Genomic DNA, 20,340 nt, shown 5'->3' on the forward strand with positions numbered 1-20,340 from the left:
TGCTGTCCTTCCAGACCGCAAGGTGAACGGCTTACGGGCCCCGTCCGCCGCCAGACTCGTTCAACCCTGCTGTGCACGGGGTGCCGTACCCCCGCAAGTGCCGCGCCGCCGTCGTAATTTCCGACGACGGCCCCTGACCCAAAGTGCCTGCTGCGCCTACTGCCCCGGCGCCCGGTATGACGGCGTCTTTTTGGCCGCCTCGTCAATGTCTTCCGGTGTCATGAGCGGCTTGAGGCGGACGTCCACGGTGCCGGTGGAATTGATCATCAGTGAAAGGGCCGCCGCGCCTGCCTGGTCCGGCACATCAAATACGCCGAGGACGTCGATGTCCCCGAAGGCGTAGTAGATGCAGTCCAGCGTTCCCCCCACCGAACTCAGCGCCTCGATCAGCGCCTCACGCCGTTTGGTGCCGCCTTCACGCATGAGTCCCGTGATTCCGTCGCCCACATAATTCGCTTCAAACAGATACTTGGTCATGGTTTTCCCTGTCCCGTGATGTCCAGGACGCAGCATCCCAGCGCCTGCCTGACCCCCGGTAAGGGAGGGTCCTGGCCGGTCCCCGCGTGGGGCCGTGGCCATAGCGTAGGCCCACTTCCGGGCGGTGACAACAGCTTCCGCAAAGTCTCAGCAGCCCTGTCCGGCGGGCCTGGTCCGGGGCCTGCTTTGCCGTCGTGGGGCCGGCGCCGTCGGGCCGCCGCCGTCGTGGGGCACATTGACGGCGGCCCGGCGCCGAAGTGGGGCACATTGACGGCGGCCCGGCGCCGAAACGGCCCAAGCCGCGGCGCGTCCGTGTCAAAGTGCCCCCGTTCGGCGCCGCCCAGCATAAAGTCGACCGCTTAAATCAGTCAGCCGCGGATGCCGACTGAGGGGCATCCGCGGCTGACCTTACGATCGGCCTACTTTTCGCAGGCTACGCCGTCACCGTCCCGGTCGAGGTGCGACCCGTAACCCGGTGTACCGGCATAAATGGGAGCCGCACCTGCCGCCCGTACGGCGGTGCAGTTCGCGTAGTAAACGGCAGCCGGCGCCTTGACGGCCGGGGCGGGTGCCGGGGCTGGGGCGGGAGCCTTCTTTGCCGCCTGCTGGGCGGCCTGAGCTGCCTGATCGGCGGCGGCTTTGTCAGCAGCAGCTTTGTCGGCGGCAGCCTTCGCCGCTGCCGCCGCATCTGCCGACGCCTTCTCCGCTGCAGCCTTGTCTGCTGCAGCCTTGTCCGCTGCCGCCTTCTCCGCCGCAATCTTCTCGAGGGACTTGACCCCGAGATTGACGGTGGAACCCTTTGCCACGGAGGCGCCTTCCGCAGGGTCCTGGGACGTCACCTGCCAGTTCTTCTCTGAAATTATGGATTTGCCGTCGACGGTGTCCTTGGCCTTGACCTCGAACCCCAGATCTTTGAGCTGATCCGTTGCCTTGTCCAAAGTCAGGCCCAACACGCCTGGAACCGCAACGGCCTCCACGGCAACAGCGGCGGCCGCAGTTGGCTGCGCCGCCTTCTGCGTGCCGCCGCAGCCGGTCAGCATGAGCCCGGCGAGGACAACAAGTGCCAGTGTCTTTTTCATTCTTTTCCCCCTAGGAATTTTTGAAACGAGTGATGGAACAGAGCTAGCTTTCGCAGGCCACGCCGTCGTTGTCGCGGTCCAGGGCCGCCCGGTAGCCGGGCTGCCCGACACGGATCGGCGCTGCCCCGGCGGCCTTTGCGGCCGCGCAGTTCGCGTAGTAAACGGAGGCCGGCGCTGCGGGTGCGGGTGCCGGCGCGACGGGAGCCGGGGCAGGGGCCACGGGAGCAGGTGCCGGTGCAGGTGCGGGAGCCGCCGGTGCCACCGGGGCCGGCGCAGGCGCGGCGGCAACGGGTGCCTGCTGATTGGTCGGTGCGAGCTGGCCGGCGCAGTCGCCCAGGATCCTCGCCATCGCGTCGTGCTCCGCCTGGGTGACCCAGAGGCTGTACGTTGCCTTCACCGAGATCTGCCGCGCCACGTATTCGCACCGGAAGCCCTTGTTCGGCGGCAGCCAGGTGGCGGCGTCGCCGTCGCTCTTTTTCATGTTGGTTGGGCCGTCCGTGGACTGCAGGTTCAGCGGGTCGTTGGCGAACGCCGTCCGCTGCTCGGTGGTCAGCTGCTGCGCGCCTTTCTGCCAGGCATCGCTGAGGGCAACTACATGGTCGATCTGCACGGCATTGCTGGTGGCACTCCCCCGCAGGAAGCTGATGGTGGTGCCGGTATAGGGGTCCGCCAGCGTGCCCGACTGAACCTTGCAGGGCACGCTGTTGGTGTACGTGATGCCGGTCAGGTCGCGCTTGAGGATGTCATTGCGGGTGTCGCAGCCATTCCGGTCAACGTCCAGCCAGGCCTGCCCGAACAACGCCCGGTCATAGCCGGTCTTCGGCGCCCGGCCCTTGACCGGAAGGGTTGCCAACAGATCGATCGCTTTGGTGGCAAAGGCAGGCTGCGCCTTGGGTGCCGCTGCCGTGACGCCGTTGGCCAAGGCGTCCGGTGTCTCCGGATCGAGCGCAGCGTCCGTCGCCTCCGAGGTAGGAGCGGCCGACGGCGTGGGCGAACCTTTCGTGGTGGCGCTCGCGGTGGCGGTCTCCGGCGAGGTATCCCAACCTGAGGATGCTGTCTGAAGGTCGGCCGCGTTGGTCCGCGGCATCACGGCGGCACCGCCAATGAAGAGGGCCAATGAGACCCCGAGGGCGATGGCCCCTGCCTTCCGCCTGGCCGGCAGCCATGCCCAGGAACGGCGGCCGGTGGCCAGGACATACAAGCCGGTGAGGGCTGCTGAGATAGCCAGGAAAACCATGGCGCCGCCAAGACCCCCGGTGAACCCGCCGATGATCATGAACAGGGCGGTGATGCCGCCGACGATGCAGGTTGAAGCCCGTGGCCTGCGCGGCGGATTCGGCCCGGGCGCTGGAGCAGACGGTGCTGACCCGAAGAGGGTCTGATAGTTGGACATAGCTTTCCCCAATAGCCGGCGCTCAACGTTGAACCCGACTTCTTTCTATTGAAACTTCACGTAAATGCCGAGCCTATTTGTTGAAAAGTCGGGGAAACCGGATCTGCGACGAAACTCTGCCAACCTTGAGTGAGACTTGAGCCGTTCTTGATCGGAGGATGGTCGTTGCGGCGAATTTCTGACGCATTCGCGGACAGCGCCGACACAATCCCAACGTGACGCTCGCTGCCGGGTTGCCTGCCGCCGTCGCGATCATCGCAGTATGCTCCCCTGTGAACGGGAAGAAGTACGACGGCGGGAGGAACCACAGTGACGGAGCTCGAGGATCGGGGGCTCCCGCTGACCGCCCTTGCCGTGGCCGCGGGGCGAGCGGTGGAAACGTCGCGGGCCGACGGCCTCATTACGGACCCGTTCGCGCTGGCCCTGGTCGAGGCCGCCCGATCCCACGTTGACTTCCCCACTTCCTGGCCGACGGATCCGGAAGCCGCATCCCCGCTGCAGCAACCCCTCCTGCTGGCATCCATCTACATCGCTGTGCGGACCCGGTTCATCGACGATTTCCTGCAGTCAGCGCCGCCCACGACCCAAACCGTGCTGCTCGGTGCAGGACTGGATACCCGTGCGTACCGGCTGCCATGGCCGGACGGTGCGAGGGTCTTCGAGATCGACCACGCCAACGTCCTGGAATTCAAGGCGGGGGTGCTGGGCCGGCTTTCCGCTCAGCCGGCATGCGCGTTGGTCACCGTGGCCACCGATCTAGCCCTCCCCTGGCGCGAACCGCTCACTGCGGCCGGCTTTGACCCGGATCAGCCCATGACTGAACTGCTGGCGCGGGCCGACCCGCCGGATCCGTTGGAACTGCTCGGAGCGGAGGCCTGGCGGTGCGCCGCGCATTCGGTCCAGGAGCTGTGCCTCACCTACAACCGGGTCCTGTCCCTGTCCGCACCGGGCGAATCCACAGAGGCGCAGCCTGCATCCGGCCAGTCCAGGGGCGGCTTCGTCACGGCCCTGCGTTAACGCGGGCGAGGGCACCAAGCCCCGGCGCCGCCGTCGTACGCCTCCATCACTAGGGCACGGCGTCAGGAAACGCGGCGGAATTCCCCCGACGGAAGCTGAACGTGGATCGGCAGCACGAGCTGGATGTGGGTAGCGCCGATCGGCTCCTCGAGCAGCTCGTTAATGGAGGTCTGCCCCTCCAGCTCGGCCGTCTGTTTCGTACCCACCCATCGACAATAGGTGAACCGCATGCGCCGCGATTCCCATGACACGCGTTGGCCCTCGACTACGATCTTGTGATGCCTCTCCTAATCGCCCCGGACGTCAGCTTTCACTCCTCCTGGCTAGCGGGCGCCTCCGCGGCGTTGGCCGCGGCCCTGCCGATAGCCTGGGACCTTGGCATCACCAGGGCACTGCTCACCTGCAATGAAACCAACGCCGGTTCCAGGGCTACGATCGAGAGAAACGGCGGCGTCTACGAGGACACCCGCAACGGCAAGCGACGTTATTGGCTGGAATGCGGCGCGCAGTGAGCCGTCCGACTCGAGCGGCCCGGCACCGGACGGAGGACTGATGGCCCGCATACTCATCACCGGCTCCACCGAAGGACTGGGGCTGGCCACAGCGCGGTCCCTGCTGGACAGTGGCCACGATGTCATTGTGCATGCACGAAGCACCGCGCGCCTGAGTGCTGTGCAGGAGCTCATCGACCGCGGTGCGGCGGGCGTCGTCGGTGACTTGTCGGATCCCGAGCAAACGCGCAGCGTGGCCCGCCACGTGAACCGGACCGGACCGGTGGACGCCGTCATCCACAACGCGGGCGTGCTGAGCGGTCCCCACATTTTTCAGGTCAACGTTGTGGCACCGTACCTTCTCACGGCCCTTATTCGCCGCCCGCGCCGGCTGATCTACCTCAGCAGCGGCATGCACCGGGGCGGGCGGTTCGGCAGCTTTGCTGGCTTAGGTGGGGGCGACGGCGCGGTGCCCCGGGTGTCCTACTCTGACAGCAAGCTCTACGTCACTGCGCTCGCAGCAGCGGTGGCCCGGTTATGGCCTGATGTGCTCAGCAACGCCGTCGATCCGGGCTGGGTGCCCACCAGGATGGGCGGCCCCGGCGCCCCGGATGACCTGCGCCTCGGATACGTGACACAGGAATGGCTCGCCACCAGTGAGGACCCTGCGGCCCTGACCAGCGGCGGTTACTGGCACCACCAGCACCGGGAGGAAGCGCACCCAGCCACCCATGACCGGCACCGGCAGGACGAGCTGGTGGATTATTTGGGCCGGCTCACGGGAGAAGTGCTGACATGAGTGCCCAGTGGTGGGAAATTGCCCTCGGAATCATAGCCGGGCTCGCAGCCGTCTACGCCGTGCTGCTGCTGGCTTTGTGGGCCTACGCCCGGCGCCACCCGGAGACGGTGGGAATGCGCGACGCGTTGCGGCTGCTGCCCGATGTGCTGCGCGTCCTCAGACGCCTCGCCGCCGACACGTCGGTATCGCGCGGGGTGCGCATCAAGTTATTCCTCCTGCTGGGATACCTGGCCTTTCCGATCGACCTGGTTCCAGACTTCCTCCCCCTGATCGGCTACGCCGACGACGTGATCATCATGGCGCTGGTTCTTCGCTCCGTGATTCGCTCCGCAGGCCCGGATGCCCTGCGGCGTCATTGGCCCGGTACTCCTGCCGGGCTAGCCGTCGTCGAACGCCTCGCGGGCCTTCCGGCACCCCGCACCGGAAGCAGCGACGCCGCCTGAGGTGTTTGCCGGGCTGGACCTGCGGTGCCTGGGGGCGCGCTTCCCGGCGTTCCGGCCGTCAGCCCTGGACGGCAGCGGACACAATCCCTTGCATCTTGTCCCGCAGGAACTCCTGCCCCTCAGCGCTCGGATGTTCACCGTCCGGTCCCAGCAGGGTGTCCGCGCGGCTGCTGAACCACTGCTCGGCTATGGGGTCGATGAAGTCCACGCCCATGTACTGGGCCGCTGAGGCCTCAACGTCCCGCACGTCAGCCAGCGTAGGATCCGTCTCCTCGCTGCCGGACAAGGGGCCCACCGCCACCAGGACAGCGTTGGGGGCCACGGACGAAGCGGCGGCAAAGGCCAGGACCGTAGCGTCCCTGAGCTCCTCCGGCTCCGCGCCTTCATCGTTGTCGGACCCGAAAAAAACCACCACGTCCGCTTCAGCGCTGACGGCTGCCTGGACTTCCATGGTGAAGTTGTCGCCGTCGTCGCCGGCAACCAGGTATCCGCTGCCGTTCTCTGCCGCATTGGTGACCTGCACGGGACGGTTGTTGGAGAGGTTCGCGGACTGCAGGAGCTCCGGCCAGGCCTGCTCGGGTGAGGTTCCGAGGCCGGTGCTCAGCGAGTCCCCAATCACGACCACCCTCACCGGGCTGCCGCCGGACTCCGGCGCATGTCCGCCCGGACCTGATGCTACGGGTACTACGCCGGCTGGGATCGGTTGGGCGGGCTGTGCCGTCCCTTGAGCGCTGGCCGGAGCGCACGCGCTGGTGACAAGGAGGAGCATCGCAGCACCGGATACCATCATCACGGCGAGGACGCCTGGCGACGATCGCTTCATCCACTCCTCCAAGATCCCGGCAGTCAGGAAAACTAACGCAATCCGTGAAGTACCTATGTTAACCCTCTTGCCTGAGACTCTCCTGTACGAATACGGGCACGCAGGCCCGGCCGTGAGGAGTCCGCGGCTTAGTAGAGGCCTAGTGGATCAGGCCGGCGACGAGATTGATGGTGGTGGCCAGCACAATTGTTCCCAGCAGGTAGGACAACAGAGCCTGGCGCAGCACGGTGGTGCGTATCGCTTCTGTCTTCAGGTCGGTGTCCGAGACCTGGAAAGTCATTCCGACAGTGAAGGCCAGGTAGGCAAAGTCCAGGTAGCGCGGAAGTTTGTCCTCGTTGAAGTCCACGCCCTTTTTGTCCCTGTAGTAGATCGAGGCATAGCGCAGGGTGAAGAGGGTGTGGACCAGGAACCAGGACAACGCCACGCTGCCCAGGGCCATCGCGACGATGGCCGCCTTTGTGCCTCCTTCGGCGTTGGAGGCTTCCAGCAGGATGAGGGCCACACCGGCGAAGCTGGCCACGGTGGCGCTGAGAACCAGGACATCTGAGACGCCGCGGCCCGGATCTTCGCGCCGCGCATGGGCAGCCGTGGCTTCGGCCTGCAACCCCCCGATCACGGCCCAGACCCAGATGAGATAGGTCAGGGACGCGGCTGCCCAACCCGTGGCCGGCGCGTACGCCCACGACTTCAGCGTCCCCACGGCCAGGGCCGTTCCCAGGCCCACAATGATCATTACCACGAGCCGCAGCCGGGAACGGTGGACCAACGTGTTGAAACCCGGATCCGGGGTGGCCGTGTCAGGTGCATTCATGGATCGATTATCCCTTCAGTCGGGTTCCGGCGGCCGCCATTTCGGGACGCGCCGGAACGTTGCCGTGTCAGCTGCCCAAACGGAAAATGACCACCAGGCCGATTACGGCAACAACACCGGCCAAAAGCATCGCTGTCCTGGGGTTGGCCCAGTTCAGAGTCCATCCGATGCCGAACCGGCGCGGGACCAGCAGTGCATGGTCTTCGCGGTTGATGTAAAAGAGGCCGCCGCGCCAGTATTTGTCGTCGTCCCGGTGCGTCAGTCCGGTGTCCTCGCCGTTTTGGCCGCGTTCCCGGTTGTTTCTGGCCAGGACCACTATGACGACCACGACGGCGGCCAGCACCGGAAGGGCGATGACGAACGGCGCCCACGGCGTAACGGTCCCGGTCCACATCAACAGCGACGATCCCAGCATGGCCAGATCGATCATGGCCACCAGCCCGAGCAACGCCTTGGCGCCCAGGGAAATGTAGTGCCGGGACCACCGGGCCGAGGCCGCGGGGTGTGCCGGATCCAGGTCCGGCCGGCTGCGGATGATGGCCGACGCCATGACCGCGAGCAGCAGAGTCATGCCGATCTGTACGAACACCAGGGAGAAGGCCGCGCCAAACGACTTGTCGACAACTCTGTCGGGCACACCGTTGGCACGATAGTGAACGGTGAGGATGTGCGGCATCGACGGGTAGAGGTATGCCCCGATCACCACCGTCGCGGCAGTGATGATCACGGCCGGGGCGAGCCAGAGCCAAGGAAACCGCGGCGGGTCCGTCCGCAGTCCGGTGTCCACCGAGATGCCCTGGCGCAGGCCTTCGAACCAGCCGCCGGCGGCCTTCGCGGCCCGGATTTCCTGGTGGGCCAGGAAGAAGCATCCGTACCAGAGACCCACCAGGAGGAGCACCGACAAGGGCAGCAGCAACGGGTCCCCAGTCACCGCGAAGGTGCCGACTCCGGCCCCGGCCACCACGAGCCCGCAGACAAGTACCCGCCAGCGGTAGATGCGTGACTGCTTGATCACTGTCGGGTCTTCGGCGCGCCGGGCCGGTATCCGGACGCCGAAGGGCACGGTGGGGCTTGTGAGCGAGGGCAGCACCAGTGCGAGCAGGAGCACCAGGCCCAGCAAGACAAAACTCAGGATGATGGCAACGATCATGGCGTGTCCTCCCGCTGCGCGGAACCAAATGAATCGAGCACAGACCTGCAGGTCCGGAGGACTTCCTCCGCCGGGATTCCCCGGGCCACGGCTTCGGCCAGCAGGGTCCTGGCCTTCGCGGTCCACTCGGCAGGGAACGGCGGGTCCGCAATCGTGGTGGTCACCACCGCGCCGGTCTTGCGGTTGAGGCGGATCAGGCCCTGCTGGCGCAGAAGGTCATAAGCCTTGTTCACGGTATGGAAGTTGATCCCGAAATCGGCTGCAAGCGTCCTCGTGGCAGGCAACGAACTGCCATCGGTCAGCACACCCTCGGCGATCGCCTCGACGATCTGGTCCCTCAGCTGCTGGTAGATCGGCACATCACTGGCCAGGTCCACGTTGAGGATCATGACCTTCACCTCCACCTCTGCTATAGCCGTTATAGAACAAAGAGTGGAGGTGCGCAAGGGACAGCTAACGGTCGGTTTTGACCACCGTGAACAGCACCGCGGAGTCCTCATCCGCGTCCAGGCTGTGGAGCCCGTCGGGCACGATCAGCAGGTCCCCTGCCTTGCCCTGCCAGGACTCGCCGGCGGCCCGCAGCGTGACCGATCCCTTGACCACGTAGACGGTGGCCTCGCCGGGATTCTGGTGTTCGCTGAGGCTGGTTCCGGCGCGAAAGGCCATCACGGTCTGCCGGAGCCGCTTCTCGTGGCCGCCGAAGGCGGTGTCGGCGGCACGCCCGCTGGGGGCCGCCACGGCGGCTGCGATCTGCTGGCGGGCCAGGGCATCAATCGATATTTTCTGCATGAGGACACCGTACCCACATTGCCCGTCTTCGGGCGGTGTTTTCGGATGCCAAAAAGCAGTGGGCACCTCCGCAAAGCGGAGGTGCCCACTGCTTTCGTTGCGACTGGCGCCAGAGGCGATTTCCCTTAGTTGAGGTAGCCGTTCGGGTTGAGGACGTACTTCGTGGCTGCACCGGCGTCGAACTCGGCGTAGCCCTTGGGCGCGTCTTCAAGGCTGATCGCCTTCGCGTTGACGTTCTTGGCGATGTTTACCTTGTCGTTCAGGATTGCCATCATCAGCTGGCGGTTGTACTTCATCACCGGGCACTGGCCGGTGGTGAAGCTGAGCGACTTCGCCCACCCGGTACCCAGGCTGAGGCTGAGGGAACCGGTCTTGGCGGCCTCGTCGATGCCACCCGGATCACCGGTGACGTACAGCCCCGGAATGCCCAACGCACCGCCGGCCGCGGTGATGTCCATCAGCGAGTTCAGCACCGTGGCGGGCGCCTCCTTCGCATCATGGCCGTGACCGCGCGCCTCGAAGCCAACCGCGTCGACGCCGCAGTCCACCTCCGGAACACCCAGGATCTGTTCGATCTGCTCCGCCGGGCCGCCCTTGGTGAGGTCCACCGTTTCGCACCCGAAGCTGCGCGCCCTCGCCAGCCGGTCCTCGTTGAGGTCTCCCACGATGACGACGGCGGCACCCAGCAGATGCGCGCTGGTGGCCGCTGCGAGGCCAACAGGACCGGCGCCGGCCACATACACCGTGGACCCAACGCCTACCCCGGCTGACACCGCGCCGTGGAAGCCGGTCGGGAAGATGTCCGACAGCATGGCCAGGTCCAGGATCTTCTCCATGGCCCTGTCCTTGTCCGGGAACTTCAGCAGGTTCCAGTCGGCGTAGGGCACCAGCACGTAGTTGGCCTGGCCACCCACCCAGCCGCCCATGTCCACATACCCGTAGGCGCTGCCCGGGCGGTCCGGGTTCACGTTCAGGCAGATGCCGGTCTTGCGTTCCTTGCAGTTCCGGCAGCGGCCGCAGGCGATGTTGAACGGCACGGAGCAGAGGTCGCCGACTTTGATGAACTCGACGTCGCGGCCCACCTCCACCACTTCACCGGTGATCTCATGTCCCAGCACCAGGTTCGCCGGGGCGGTGGTGCGACCGCGGACCATGTGCTGGTCGGATCCACAAATGTTGGTGGCCACGGTCTTCAGGATGACTCCGTGGTTGACTGCACGCCCCACGTTGGCGGGGTTCACGCCCGGCCCGTCTTTCAGTTCGAAGGTTGGATAGTCGATATCTATCAGCTCGACCTTGCCGGGTTCCTTGTAGGCAACGGCTTTGTTCCCTGTCATCATGCTCTCCTCTTGTCAGCGCCGCGGTCCCGGTAGGGGCGCGGCGGATCATAAAGTGTTGCGATGGACCTCCAGGCGCAGGGGCTGCCCGCGGCTTGAGCAGCCAGTTGTCGTCCTGCCGTCGGAGGTCTGGCCAGTCTAGGCATGCCTCTTCAGAAAGGGCCAGAGCCCCCTTCCCCTATCTGCTCCCCTTCTGACGACTCGGTTCTCCGCCCAACACCACGTTCACCGGTTCCTCACCGGCGAGCAGCAGCGCGATCTGCCTCCGGATGAGCCGCGCCATCCGGGGCAGCATGGCCGTGCTCGCGCCGCCAACGTGCGGGGTGATCAGCACACCGGGGACGGTCCACAAGGGATGGTCCGGCGGCAGGGGTTCAGGGTCCGTCACGTCGAGGGCAGCCCGCAGCCGGCCTGTTGACGTCTCGTGGAGCACGGCGTCGGTGTCCGCCACCGGCCCCCGTGCGACGTTCACCAGCAGCGCACCGTCCGGCATCGCTGCCAGGAACCGGGCGTCCACCAGGTGCCGGGTCTGCTCGCCCAGGGGAACGCTGACCACCACGATGTCGTGCAGCGGCAACTGGTTGTACAGGGAATCAATGCCGTAAATTGTGCCGCTTTCGTCCTCTCGGGCGCGGCTGGCCAGCCGCGTCACCTCGGTTTCAAACGGCAGCAGCCGGGCCTCGATCGCCTTCCCCACTCCCCCGTAGCCCACCAGGAGGACCCGTCGGTCGGCCAGGCTGGGGCGCTGCGTGTTGTCCCAGGTGCCCGTCGCCGCATTCCGCGCGAAGTCCGCGATCCCCCGCTGACTGGCGATCATCATGCCCACCGCAAGTTCCGCCGTCGAGGTTTCATGCACTCCCGCAGCGTTGGCAAAACGGCACCCCGCGGGCAGGACCGCGGCGACGCCGTCGTACCCGATCGACTGGCTCTGCACCAGCCCCACCTCGACGGCCGCGAGCGCCGCGAGGGCGTCCGGCTTGCCCATGTAGGGCGGCACCACCAAGTCGAACCGGTCCGCCGGCGGCTCACCGGTCAGGTCCCACAGGAAGAGTTCCACGCCGGCGGACGGCTGCACCGCGTCGGCCAACTCCTGGCTGGGCAGGCTTACCCGTAGCTTGTGTTCCGCGTCCCCACCGGACATATGTGCTCCTTCTCTCGGCTCCCCCGACAGTTAACCAGCCCCGTCACCGTCCGCGGCGGATGTTGCACCATCATTCGAGCCGCAAAGTCCCATGGACCGCCCAGATCCGCGGATGCCGGCCTAGCAAAGTGGAATGATGGCGCAGAATCCGACGGCCCTAAGCCGCGAGCCCTTTCGCGTAGGCTGCCTGGCCCACGTGCTGGAGGCAGTCGGCAATGGTGCTGACCAGCCGAACGCCCAGCGTGACCGGAGGATCCCAACGCTCGTCGACCACCCGGTCCAGGTCATCATCGCTGAGGGTCTCGAGGAATCCCACGGTCTGCCGGTGGACGGCGTCGTAGTACTCGAGGAGGAGGCCGGCGGGCGCCTTGACCGAGTCCACCTGCTCCGTCGAGTGACCGTAACCCGTGTCGCGGGCCCGCAGCGGCAGGCCGAAGCGGGTCACAAAATCCTGCGACGTCCACACCTGCTCCAGTCCGGCGACCGGACCCACTTGGGCGTCCTCTACCCGGCTCAGGTGCCAGATCAGCCAGGCAACCGAGTTACCCGTGCCCGCCGGCCGCCGGGCCAGGGACGCCTCGTCGAGCCCTGCGAGCGTGGATTCAACGTTTTCCCGGATCCGGCCGAAGGTGTCCAGCAGCAGTCCGTTGGATTTCATCAGGTCCCCTTAGTCCGAGCGTTCCGGGTGTAGCCGTACTTCACTCAATCACGGCGGAGGGCACAATCCCACCCTGGCCGGGAAGCCAGGGTGGGATTATGTGCCCTCTGTGCCGAACGCGGGCCGCTTAGTTAAGGTGGGCCCGGACCGAGGCCCGGCCGCACCGCGGACATGTGGTTTCGCCCAGGCCGGTGGGATCGGAACAGTGCAGACCGCCGCGAAAGAAATAGTCCCGTTCGTGCCCGTGGCCGTCCTCGACATGCTGGACGTCGTAGTCCGCCATCCAGGTGTGGTCACAGCCGGTGCACGTGAAAAGGAAGTGTTCGAAGGACTTTTCTCGAAGGATCATGGTTTGCTACTTTCAGTCTGCCCAGGAAGTCAGGGTGCGAAGGAGCGGTGGCCGGCGGAAATCGCGTAGGCCGCTTGCAAACCGGCATCCTCTTATGAGGGCCGGTCCGGCTCAACTCCGAGACCAACTGGTGTGATGTAAGTCACGGAGCCTTGTTCCAGATGCAAAGTTACGCCCCTGAATTCCTGTAGTCGAGACTTTTAAAAAATAAATTGTTCGCACAATTCCGGGTTGATTCCTCAGGACCCTATTCAAATGGGTGGTTTATACCCTCTCGAAACACCCTTTCCTGTTTCCGCGAACCAGCGGCCGCCGGGAGTCCGTTCGCCACAATGTGACTCATCAGTAGGAGCGTGGCAGAAGCCGTCAAACCCTGACGCTGCGAAGGCAAACGGGCCGCCCCTGCATTGATCGCAGGGGCGGCCCGTTCGTTGCGTCCTTGGGTCCTGCGGTGGTTACGTCCGCTGGGCAAGGTTGAGGATGTTGCCCTCACTGTCCAGGAACCAGGCGGCCTTTCCCCAGTCACTGGTGGCGACGCCGTTCTCCGTCTTCAGCCCGGGCATGTCGTACTCCTCAAAGGTCACCCCGCGGCCCCGCAGTTCCTCCATTTCGGACTCCAGGTTGTCCGTTTCCCACCCCATCTGGGTGTTCTTGGCCGAGCCGGCATTGTCTGTCTGGTAAACAAGGAAACTGGTTCCGTTGCCACACTTGTAAAGCAGGCTTCCTTCCTCCATGGCATCGGATGATTCGAGTCCCAGCTTGTCGCGGTAGAAATCCTTCGCCCTGTTGATGTCCTTCGCGGGAAGGACAGCCATGATCGCCGAATCCTTGAGCATGATGATTTCCTTTGTGCCTCGTTCGCGTTGGTGGCGGTGCTCTCCCCCGGGTTCAGTCCCGGAGCATCCTTGCCCGGGGCCGCGTGGCCGTCCGTTGCGCCAAGTGCCGGGACGGCCACCTGGGACTCTGCGGCGCCCCGCCAGCCGTCATCGGCGCGAGGGTCCCCGAAGCTTATGAGGCCATTATCGAACTCAAGGGGCGCCTACGGATATAGGGGATTGCGCGACAGTGTGGATCAAAATCACCGGGCCGGCGGTGCGGACCGGTCACGCGGCTTCGAGGACTGACTTAAGCTTCGCGAGCTGCGCCACTTCGGCTTCCATGGTGCGGGCGATCAACGGTCCCGCGAGCTTCATGAGTCCTTTGGGCTGCAGGTCCAGGCTGAACCGGACAGTTGTCCCGCCGGGCACTGCGGTGAGCCGGTACTGCCCTGCCGGCCGGGCCGGCCCTGCCACCACTTGGAAGGCCAGCAGGTGGCCAGGTTCCGCTATCGTGATCTGGTAGTCGCCGCCGATCGGCCGGCCGCCGGGGCCGGTCAGGGTCTGGCTGTAGATGGCACCTAGCTCTCCCGCCGCACCGCTTTTCAAGGCGACAGCCTGAACCCCGGAGCGCCAGGCTGCGTTGTTCAGTCCGTCCGCCAAGTAAGCGTAGACATCCTCCGGCGGCCGGCTGACGGTGGTTTCACTCTCGGCGTGCGCCATGGTTGCCCTTTCGTGATCCTGTGGTCCCCGGCGCTATTCTGCGGCGGAGTGTCGTTTCCACACTCTATGCGCTGGGCGGCGTCGCGGCGTGGCCCACACCACGGGTGGGCCACGCCACGGGTGGCCCACCCGTGGTGGCCACGTCACGAGCGTGGTCTATCCCATGGACATGGCAGGTTCGCTGACGGACTGGCCTTTCAGTGCGGGCTGGGCGTAGAAGAGGCCGACACTGATGAGCAGGCACATGACGGCTGAGCCTGCGTAGAGGGTGAACAGGCCGGAGGCGCCGTCGGACGCAAAAGCCAGCCCGCCCACGAACGGTCCCAAAAATGACCCAATGAACGCCATGGTGTTGGTCAGTCCAAGGATGGTGCCGCGGGAATGCGCGGCAACGGCGCCGGTGGCCGTGGCATTGATGAGGTTCTGCGCCGAGTGGCCGCCGATTCCCATGAGTGCGACGCATGCGAGGGAGAAGACCAGCGAAACGGGGCCGAACAGGAGCCCCAGGAGCCCTGCGACGGTCAGCACCGTGCACACGATTCCCACCTTTGCGGAACCGTACTTGTCGGCGGCGTTGGCCGTGAACCAGGAGCCTACGACGGCTGCTCCGGTCAGTGCGAACGCAAAGACCAGGGCCTCCGTGAGGCTGAAGCCCAGGCTCTTCATCGATTCCGCAAGCCAGACGTTGAGGCCGAGCCAGGTGGTCATGTTGGTGATGGCCGCCAGCGCCACCAAGCCGACGAAGATGTAGCCGCGCCCGGCGAAAAGGCCTGCAAACTTCTGCACCGGAGTCAGTTTCGTTTCCCGCACTTCGGCCGGTTCGGTAATCCTGCAGGACAGGAGGACGGCTAGGATGACAGCGGTCATAGCGGTCCCGAGCCAGAACATGGAGCGCCAGCCCCACAGCGGCATCAGGAAAATACCCACCAGCGCCGCAATGGTTCCACCCATGGGAACTCCGGCCATAGCGATGGTGATGACCAGGCTTCCGCGGCCTTCCGCGGCATGGTTCCGCGCCAGCGTCATTGCTGTTGTCAGTGCTGCACCAACCCCGACCCCGGTCAGCAGGCGTGCGCCGCCAAGGAACTCCGGGGTGGGTGCCAATGCGGCACACGCCGAACCCAGCGCGAAAATCGCGGCAGCCAACGCCATGACGCGCGGCCGGCCGATCCGGTCAGCCAGCGCAGTTCCGCCGAGGACGCCGATGAGGGCGCCGGCGTAAACGATTCCGCCGACCAGTCCGGCCGTGGCTTCGTCAAGTTTCAGGGACTGGTCCTGCAGCAGCAGCGGCACGACGGAGCCGAAAACAATCAGGTTGTAACCCTCCATAAGGGTTACCACCATGCAGAGCGCGATGACTGCGTTATTGGACAGCTGCGGCCGGAGGGATCCTCTGCGCTGAGACTTCTCCTGCGTGAAAGTGGGATTCATGTGGTCTTCCTTCGTTGACCCGTGGGCCGGATCCGCAACGGCGCGGAAGCTTCGGCCAGGGGAAATGGATGAGCTAAGCATCAAAAGTGACTCGAGACTCAAGTGTGAGGTGTATCTCAACATTAAGCAAGGAGCAGTTTTCGTGCACAAAAAAACCCGCACCGTGAGGTGCGGGTAGCGTGGCGAACGGAAAGGGCGGTCAAACCTCCGGCAGTGCAGGCAGCGGCCTGGAAGCTATCTCCTGCGCCTCAATGGCGGGCACACCCACCATGCACAGCATGGTCTGGGCGAACAGTTCGTCAGCATGCGCCTCAGTCTTCGTGGAGAGGACCAGGTGCAGCGTTGCCAGGAGCGCCCCGAAGGTGCAGGAGGTAGCCACGTCAATATCAGGGATACTGAACCGGCCCGAGTCCACCCCCTTGCGGAGGTCACGCGCCGCGCGCGGACCCAGGATCTCGATGAGCTGCGGGTGTGCCACGCCCAGCCGGACCACAAACCAGCCCCACAACGGGTCCGTGATGGCCTTCAAAACCACATGCCGCAACGAAAAGGCATAAATTTCGGCGGCATCTTCCATGTTGGCGGTCAGCGCATCCATCGACTGGCCAAGGGACTCGACCGACGCTTCAGCGACCGCCTCGACGATCTCATCACGCGACTGGAAATAGTTATAGAACGTACCTGCCCCGAGGTCCGCCGCGTCCGTAATCTCGGTCAGTCCGACGGCGTCAACACCCCTTTCCGCCATCAGCGTCCGCGCTGCATCAATCAGCCGGGCGCGCGTTTGCTCACGCCGGCGCTGCTGCCGGCCGCCTGCGGCGGTCGTGGAAGGGATCGGATCCGTGGTGGTCATGCCAAAACCGTACGCCAGAGCGGGTTCCAATGCATAAGCCTCGGACCTTACACAGAAACTGAGGACTTGCTCATTTTTGAGAAGTCTGTCACTATCGAATGAATCCGTATGACGCACATCACTTCAAGCGAGGAAGACTCCAATGACACCGTTGAGCACACCACCGGCACCGCACGCCGGAGACATCCGCAGGACTCCGGGAAGCGAGCACTACGACGCCGACGTCGCGATCGTGGGCGGCGGGCCGGTGGGAACTCTGCTTGCCCTGCTGCTCGGTCAGCAGGGTCACCGAGTCACGATTGTTGAGAAGTGGCCGGAATTCTACGCACAGCCCCGTGCCGTGACATTCGACCATGAGATTGCCCGCATCCTCTCGTCGTTGGGAATCGATTCCGAGAACGATCCGGCCATCGGCGTGCATGATGACATTTACTTCTGGAAGAACGCCGCCGGCCAGACCCTCCTCGAAGTGGACTGGGCGAGCAAGGCCGCATCCGGCTGGCGCACCCGCTACTGGTTCTCCCAGCCCGATCTGGAAAAGCGGCTGCGCGACATCGCCGCGGCACTGCCCACCGTTCAGCTTCGGCGCGGCTGGGAGGCCACCGGCTTGGAGCAAAAGGAGGATGGCATCCTCCTCAGCGGATCAGCGAAGACAGCCGACGGCAACGTGGTGGCCGAGCAGATCCGCGCCCGGTATGTCGTCGGCGCCGATGGCGCCAACAGCTTCGTCCGGAAATCCCTGGGCCTGGACTTTGAGGACCACGGCTTCTTCTTCGACTGGCTGATCCTGGACCTGATCCCTAAAAAACCCATGCATTTCTCGCCGTCCGCCTGGCAGTTGTGCGATCCCGCCCGCCCGACGACGATCGTGCCCGGCGGCCCCGGACGGCGCCGCTGGGAATTCATGGTGCTCCCCGGCGAATCCCCGGAGGAACTCAGCTCGCCTGAATCCGCATGGCGCCTGCTGGAGCCGTGGAACGTCACCCCTGACGACGCCGAGCTGGAACGCTCCGCCGTTTACCAGTTCCAGGCCCGCTGGGCCGAGAACTGGCGCAACGGCCGCGGCCTGATCGCCGGCGACGCAGCCCACCTTATGCCGCCCTTCGCAGGCGAGGGCATGTGCGCCGGGCTACGCGATTCGGTCGCACTGGCCTGGCGCCTGGACCTCATCCTGAACGGCAAGGCCGGTGACGCACTGCTGGATTCCTACGGCGAGGAGCGCAAGGGCCACGTCCGGCACTACATCGACTTTTCCATGGACCTGGGCAAAATCATCTGCATCGCCGACCCCGCTGAAGCAGCAGAGCGCGACCGCCGCATGATCGCCGAACATGCCGCCTCCGACGGAGTGCCGGTGGACACCGACATCGCCTCCCTCGGACCCGGCCTCTGGCGTGCCGGAGATGCCCACGCCGGTGAACTCTCCGTTCAGGGCGTCGTGGAAGCCAACGGCCGCACCGGACGGTTCGACGATGTCGTCGGCCGCGGCTGGACCGTGCTGGGACGCGGGATTTCCACGGCGGAAATGCTCACCGAGCCCCAGCATGAACAGCTGAACTACTTGGGCGGACGCTGCGTCCGGATCGGTGCCCCGGGAACCGAATGTGACGTCGTCGACGTGGAAGGAATCTATACCAAATGGTTCGATGACCTGGACATCAATTTCGTCGTCGTACGTCCGGACTTCTACGTAGCGGCCACCGCCGCCAGCCCCGCCGCACTGCGCGATTCCGTGGACGCCCTGTTTGGAGGCCTCACCCTCGGCACCTCCGCCCTGACCCAGCTGACCACAACGAAGTGAAGGAACCACACATGAGCCTGACTTTTGACCACGTAACCTTGGGCCAGCGGGTCCTGTTCGGCACCGGCAATGCCGCAGCGAACCTCGCCGCGGAAGTCACCCGGCTGGGTGCGAATCGGGTGATGGTGATCGCCTCGGACTTCGAAACGCCAATGGCCCGCACCGTCGCCGCCGACATCGACGTCGCCCTGTGGCACCACGACGTCGTCATGCACGTCCCCATCGGGGTCGCCGAAAAGGCCCGGGCCGCGGCCGCCGAGCACGGCATTGACCTGCTGGTCTGCGTCGGTGGAGGCTCGACGACGGGACTCGCCAAGGCAATCGCCATGACATCCCGCCTGCCGATCATCGCCGTGCCCACCACCTACGCCGGCTCCGAAGCGACGAACGTGTGGGGCCTGACCGAGGCAGCCCGGAAAACCACCGGCGTGGACGACGCGGTGCTGCCCGTCACCGTCATCTACGACGCCGCCCTGACCCTTTCCCTGCCCGTGGACATGTCCGTCGCGTCCGGCCTGAACGGCATGGCTCACTGCATCGACTCCATGTGGGGCCCCCGGGTGGACCCGATCAATCAGGCCCTCGGGGCCGAAGGAATCCGCGCCCTCAGCCAGGGCCTGCCCCTCATCACCGAAGACCCCTCAAGTGTGGAAGGCCGCGAGCAGGCCCTCTACGGCGCCTACCTCTCCGCCGTCGCGTTCGCCTCCGCCGGGTCCGGGATTCACCACAAGATCTGCCACGTCCTCGGCGGCACCTTCAATCTGCCCCACGCCCAGACCCACGCCACCGTACTCCCCTACGTCCTGGCGTTCAACGCCCCCGCCGCGCCCGACGCCGAAGCCCGGATCGCCGCAGCCTTTGGGACCGCGGATGCCCTGACCGGACTCCAGGACCTCCGCAAACGCCTCGACGCCCCCAAAGCACTAAAGGTTTACGGCTTCACCGCGGACGGGATCGCGAAAGCGGCCGAGATCATCCTCCCCGCCGTCCCGGCATCCAACCCGCGCCCTGCCACCACACAGAACCTCACCCGCCTCCTGGAAGCGGCCCTCACCGGCGAGGACCCGAGGGTCCTTCTGGACCTCTGACCGAATCCCGGCGACCGGGCCACGCGGCCCGGTCACCGGACCAGTCGCCGTCGCCATTCCCCCGGAAAACACAGGAGTACAGCATGTCCCACACCACCGAAACCAAGCCCACCACCGCCGGTGCGTCCATCAGCCCGGAACAAAAAGCCGTCGAACAAACACTCGTGGACACCGTCGTCGCGTCCTTCGACAGAACCCCGGATCCCCGCCTCAAAGAAATCATGCAGTCCCTGACCCGGCACCTGCACAACTTCGTCCGCGAAGTCCGGCTCACCGAAGCCGAATGGGACAAAGGAATCGAATTCCTCACCGCATCCGGCCACATCACCGACGACAAACGCCAGGAATTCATCCTCCTCTCCGACGTCCTGGGCCTGTCCATGCAGACCATCGCCATCAACAACCCCGCCCACACCGGCACCCTCCCCGCCACCGAAGCCACCGTCTTCGGCCCCTTCTTCCTCGAGGACGCCCCCGAAATCCCCCTCGGCGGCGACATCGCCGGCGGCGCGGCAGGCCAGCCCTGCTGGATCGAGGGCACCGTCACCGACACCAACGGCACCCCCGTCCCCGGAGCCAGGATCGAAGTCTGGGAAGCCGACGAAGACGGCTTCTACGACGTCCAGTACACCGACCAGCGCGTCGCCGGCCGGGCCCACCTCTTCGCCGACGCGGAAGGCAGGTACTCCTTCTGGGGACTCACCCCCACCCCCTACCCCATCCCCCACGACGGACCCGTCGGCAAAATGCTCGAATCAGTCGGCCGCTCCCCCGTCCGCGCCGCACACCTGCACTTCATGGTCACAGCCCCTGGCCTCCGGACCCTCGTGACCCACATCTTCGTCGAAGGCGACCCCCAGATCGAGATCGGC

24 protein-coding genes are annotated in these 20,340 nt (G+C 65.5%); 7 read left to right on the forward strand and 17 right to left on the reverse strand.

Annotated features, from left to right (window positions below; all coding sequences use genetic code 11):
• Positions 1-156 precede the first annotated feature (156 nt).
• The 3 genes from NQJ30_RS17770 to NQJ30_RS17780 form a co-directional block, all read right to left on the reverse strand.
• Entirely contained in the window at positions 157-477 is a 321-nt protein-coding gene (locus tag NQJ30_RS17770; RefSeq protein ID WP_255771552.1) for a GYD domain-containing protein, read from the reverse strand.
• A 419-nt stretch (positions 478-896) separates the two neighbouring features.
• The gene (locus NQJ30_RS17775; protein ID WP_255771554.1) at positions 897-1,556 is read right to left on the reverse strand and encodes an excalibur calcium-binding domain-containing protein; all 660 of its coding nucleotides are present in this window, start codon (positions 1,554-1,556) and stop codon (positions 897-899) included.
• 43 nt (positions 1,557-1,599) lie between these two features.
• On the reverse strand, positions 1,600-2,949 hold the full coding sequence (locus NQJ30_RS17780; RefSeq protein WP_255771556.1) for a GmrSD restriction endonuclease domain-containing protein: 1,350 nt from the start codon (positions 2,947-2,949) through the stop codon (positions 1,600-1,602).
• 309 nt (positions 2,950-3,258) lie between these two features.
• Between NQJ30_RS17780 and NQJ30_RS17785 the strand changes: the two genes are divergently transcribed.
• Complete coding sequence (locus NQJ30_RS17785) at positions 3,259-3,966, forward strand: class I SAM-dependent methyltransferase (protein WP_255771557.1); 708 nt, start codon at positions 3,259-3,261, stop codon at positions 3,964-3,966.
• Positions 3,967-4,028: 62 nt separating this feature from the next.
• On the opposite strand, the gene NQJ30_RS17790 is transcribed toward NQJ30_RS17785, so the two are convergent.
• Positions 4,029-4,172 (reverse strand): hypothetical protein, encoded by a 144-nt coding sequence (locus NQJ30_RS17790; protein WP_255771559.1) that lies wholly within the window; start codon positions 4,170-4,172, stop codon positions 4,029-4,031.
• Positions 4,173-4,244: 72 nt separating this feature from the next.
• Between NQJ30_RS17790 and NQJ30_RS17795 the strand changes: the two genes are divergently transcribed.
• From NQJ30_RS17795 to NQJ30_RS17805, 3 genes are read left to right on the forward strand one after another with little or no spacing between them, the layout of a single operon-like run.
• A complete protein-coding gene (locus tag NQJ30_RS17795) occupies positions 4,245-4,478 on the forward strand; it encodes a hypothetical protein (RefSeq protein WP_308215283.1) in 234 nt (77 codons plus the stop codon).
• A 40-nt stretch (positions 4,479-4,518) separates the two neighbouring features.
• The gene (locus tag NQJ30_RS17800; RefSeq protein ID WP_255771563.1) at positions 4,519-5,256 is read left to right on the forward strand and encodes an SDR family NAD(P)-dependent oxidoreductase; all 738 of its coding nucleotides are present in this window, start codon (positions 4,519-4,521) and stop codon (positions 5,254-5,256) included.
• Complete coding sequence (locus NQJ30_RS17805; protein ID WP_255771565.1) at positions 5,253-5,699, forward strand: YkvA family protein; 447 nt, start codon at positions 5,253-5,255, stop codon at positions 5,697-5,699. Before NQJ30_RS17800 ends, NQJ30_RS17805 begins: the two co-directional genes overlap by 4 nt.
• 58 nt (positions 5,700-5,757) lie before the next feature.
• On the opposite strand, the gene NQJ30_RS17810 is transcribed toward NQJ30_RS17805, so the two are convergent.
• The 13 genes from NQJ30_RS17810 to NQJ30_RS17870 form a co-directional block, all read right to left on the reverse strand.
• Positions 5,758-6,522 (reverse strand): SGNH/GDSL hydrolase family protein, encoded by a 765-nt coding sequence (locus NQJ30_RS17810; protein WP_255771566.1) that lies wholly within the window; start codon positions 6,520-6,522, stop codon positions 5,758-5,760.
• 139 nt (positions 6,523-6,661) lie between these two features.
• Entirely contained in the window at positions 6,662-7,333 is a 672-nt protein-coding gene (locus NQJ30_RS17815) for a DUF1345 domain-containing protein (RefSeq protein ID WP_255771567.1), read from the reverse strand.
• Between the two features lie 67 nt (positions 7,334-7,400).
• The gene (locus NQJ30_RS17820) at positions 7,401-8,483 is read right to left on the reverse strand and encodes a DUF1648 domain-containing protein (RefSeq protein ID WP_255771570.1); all 1,083 of its coding nucleotides are present in this window, start codon (positions 8,481-8,483) and stop codon (positions 7,401-7,403) included.
• Positions 8,480-8,872, reverse strand: coding sequence for a GntR family transcriptional regulator (locus tag NQJ30_RS17825; protein ID WP_255771576.1), 393 nt, complete (start codon positions 8,870-8,872; stop codon positions 8,480-8,482). The genes NQJ30_RS17820 and NQJ30_RS17825 overlap by 4 nt, the downstream gene beginning before the upstream one ends.
• A 64-nt stretch (positions 8,873-8,936) precedes the next feature.
• A complete protein-coding gene (locus NQJ30_RS17830) occupies positions 8,937-9,272 on the reverse strand; it encodes a cupin domain-containing protein (protein WP_255771578.1) in 336 nt (111 codons plus the stop codon).
• Between the two features lie 125 nt (positions 9,273-9,397).
• Positions 9,398-10,609, reverse strand: a complete 1,212-nt coding sequence (gene fdhA / locus NQJ30_RS17835) for a formaldehyde dehydrogenase, glutathione-independent (protein WP_255771579.1) — start codon at positions 10,607-10,609, stop codon at positions 9,398-9,400.
• 178 nt (positions 10,610-10,787) lie between these two features.
• Complete coding sequence (locus NQJ30_RS17840; RefSeq protein WP_255771583.1) at positions 10,788-11,750, reverse strand: 2-hydroxyacid dehydrogenase; 963 nt, start codon at positions 11,748-11,750, stop codon at positions 10,788-10,790.
• Positions 11,751-11,907: 157 nt separating this feature from the next.
• Entirely contained in the window at positions 11,908-12,408 is a 501-nt protein-coding gene (locus NQJ30_RS17845) for a mycothiol transferase (protein ID WP_255771584.1), read from the reverse strand.
• 127 nt (positions 12,409-12,535) lie between these two features.
• Complete coding sequence (locus NQJ30_RS17850) at positions 12,536-12,757, reverse strand: hypothetical protein (RefSeq protein WP_255771586.1); 222 nt, start codon at positions 12,755-12,757, stop codon at positions 12,536-12,538.
• A 455-nt stretch (positions 12,758-13,212) separates the two neighbouring features.
• Positions 13,213-13,593, reverse strand: coding sequence for a VOC family protein (locus NQJ30_RS17855; protein WP_255771587.1), 381 nt, complete (start codon positions 13,591-13,593; stop codon positions 13,213-13,215).
• Positions 13,594-13,860: 267 nt separating this feature from the next.
• The gene (locus NQJ30_RS17860) at positions 13,861-14,295 is read right to left on the reverse strand and encodes an SRPBCC family protein (protein WP_255771589.1); all 435 of its coding nucleotides are present in this window, start codon (positions 14,293-14,295) and stop codon (positions 13,861-13,863) included.
• A gap of 156 nt (positions 14,296-14,451) precedes the next feature.
• Entirely contained in the window at positions 14,452-15,726 is a 1,275-nt protein-coding gene (locus NQJ30_RS17865) for an MFS transporter (RefSeq protein WP_255771590.1), read from the reverse strand.
• Positions 15,727-15,925: 199 nt separating this feature from the next.
• Positions 15,926-16,579, reverse strand: a complete 654-nt coding sequence (locus NQJ30_RS17870) for a TetR/AcrR family transcriptional regulator (protein WP_255771592.1) — start codon at positions 16,577-16,579, stop codon at positions 15,926-15,928.
• A 142-nt stretch (positions 16,580-16,721) separates the two neighbouring features.
• Between NQJ30_RS17870 and mhpA the strand changes: the two genes are divergently transcribed.
• From mhpA to NQJ30_RS17885, 3 genes are all read left to right on the forward strand, one after another.
• Entirely contained in the window at positions 16,722-18,380 is a 1,659-nt protein-coding gene (mhpA, locus tag NQJ30_RS17875; protein ID WP_255771594.1) for a bifunctional 3-(3-hydroxy-phenyl)propionate/3-hydroxycinnamic acid hydroxylase MhpA, read from the forward strand.
• 11 nt (positions 18,381-18,391) lie between these two features.
• Complete coding sequence (locus NQJ30_RS17880) at positions 18,392-19,468, forward strand: maleylacetate reductase (RefSeq protein WP_255771595.1); 1,077 nt, start codon at positions 18,392-18,394, stop codon at positions 19,466-19,468.
• Between the two features lie 83 nt (positions 19,469-19,551).
• A partial coding sequence (locus tag NQJ30_RS17885; protein WP_255771597.1) for a dioxygenase family protein occupies positions 19,552-20,340 on the forward strand: 789 nt, incomplete at its 3' end.

This window comes from Pseudarthrobacter sulfonivorans, assembly GCF_024391045.1.
In the GTDB taxonomy this organism is placed as follows: Bacteria; Actinomycetota; Actinomycetes; order Actinomycetales; family Micrococcaceae; genus Arthrobacter; species Arthrobacter sulfonivorans_B.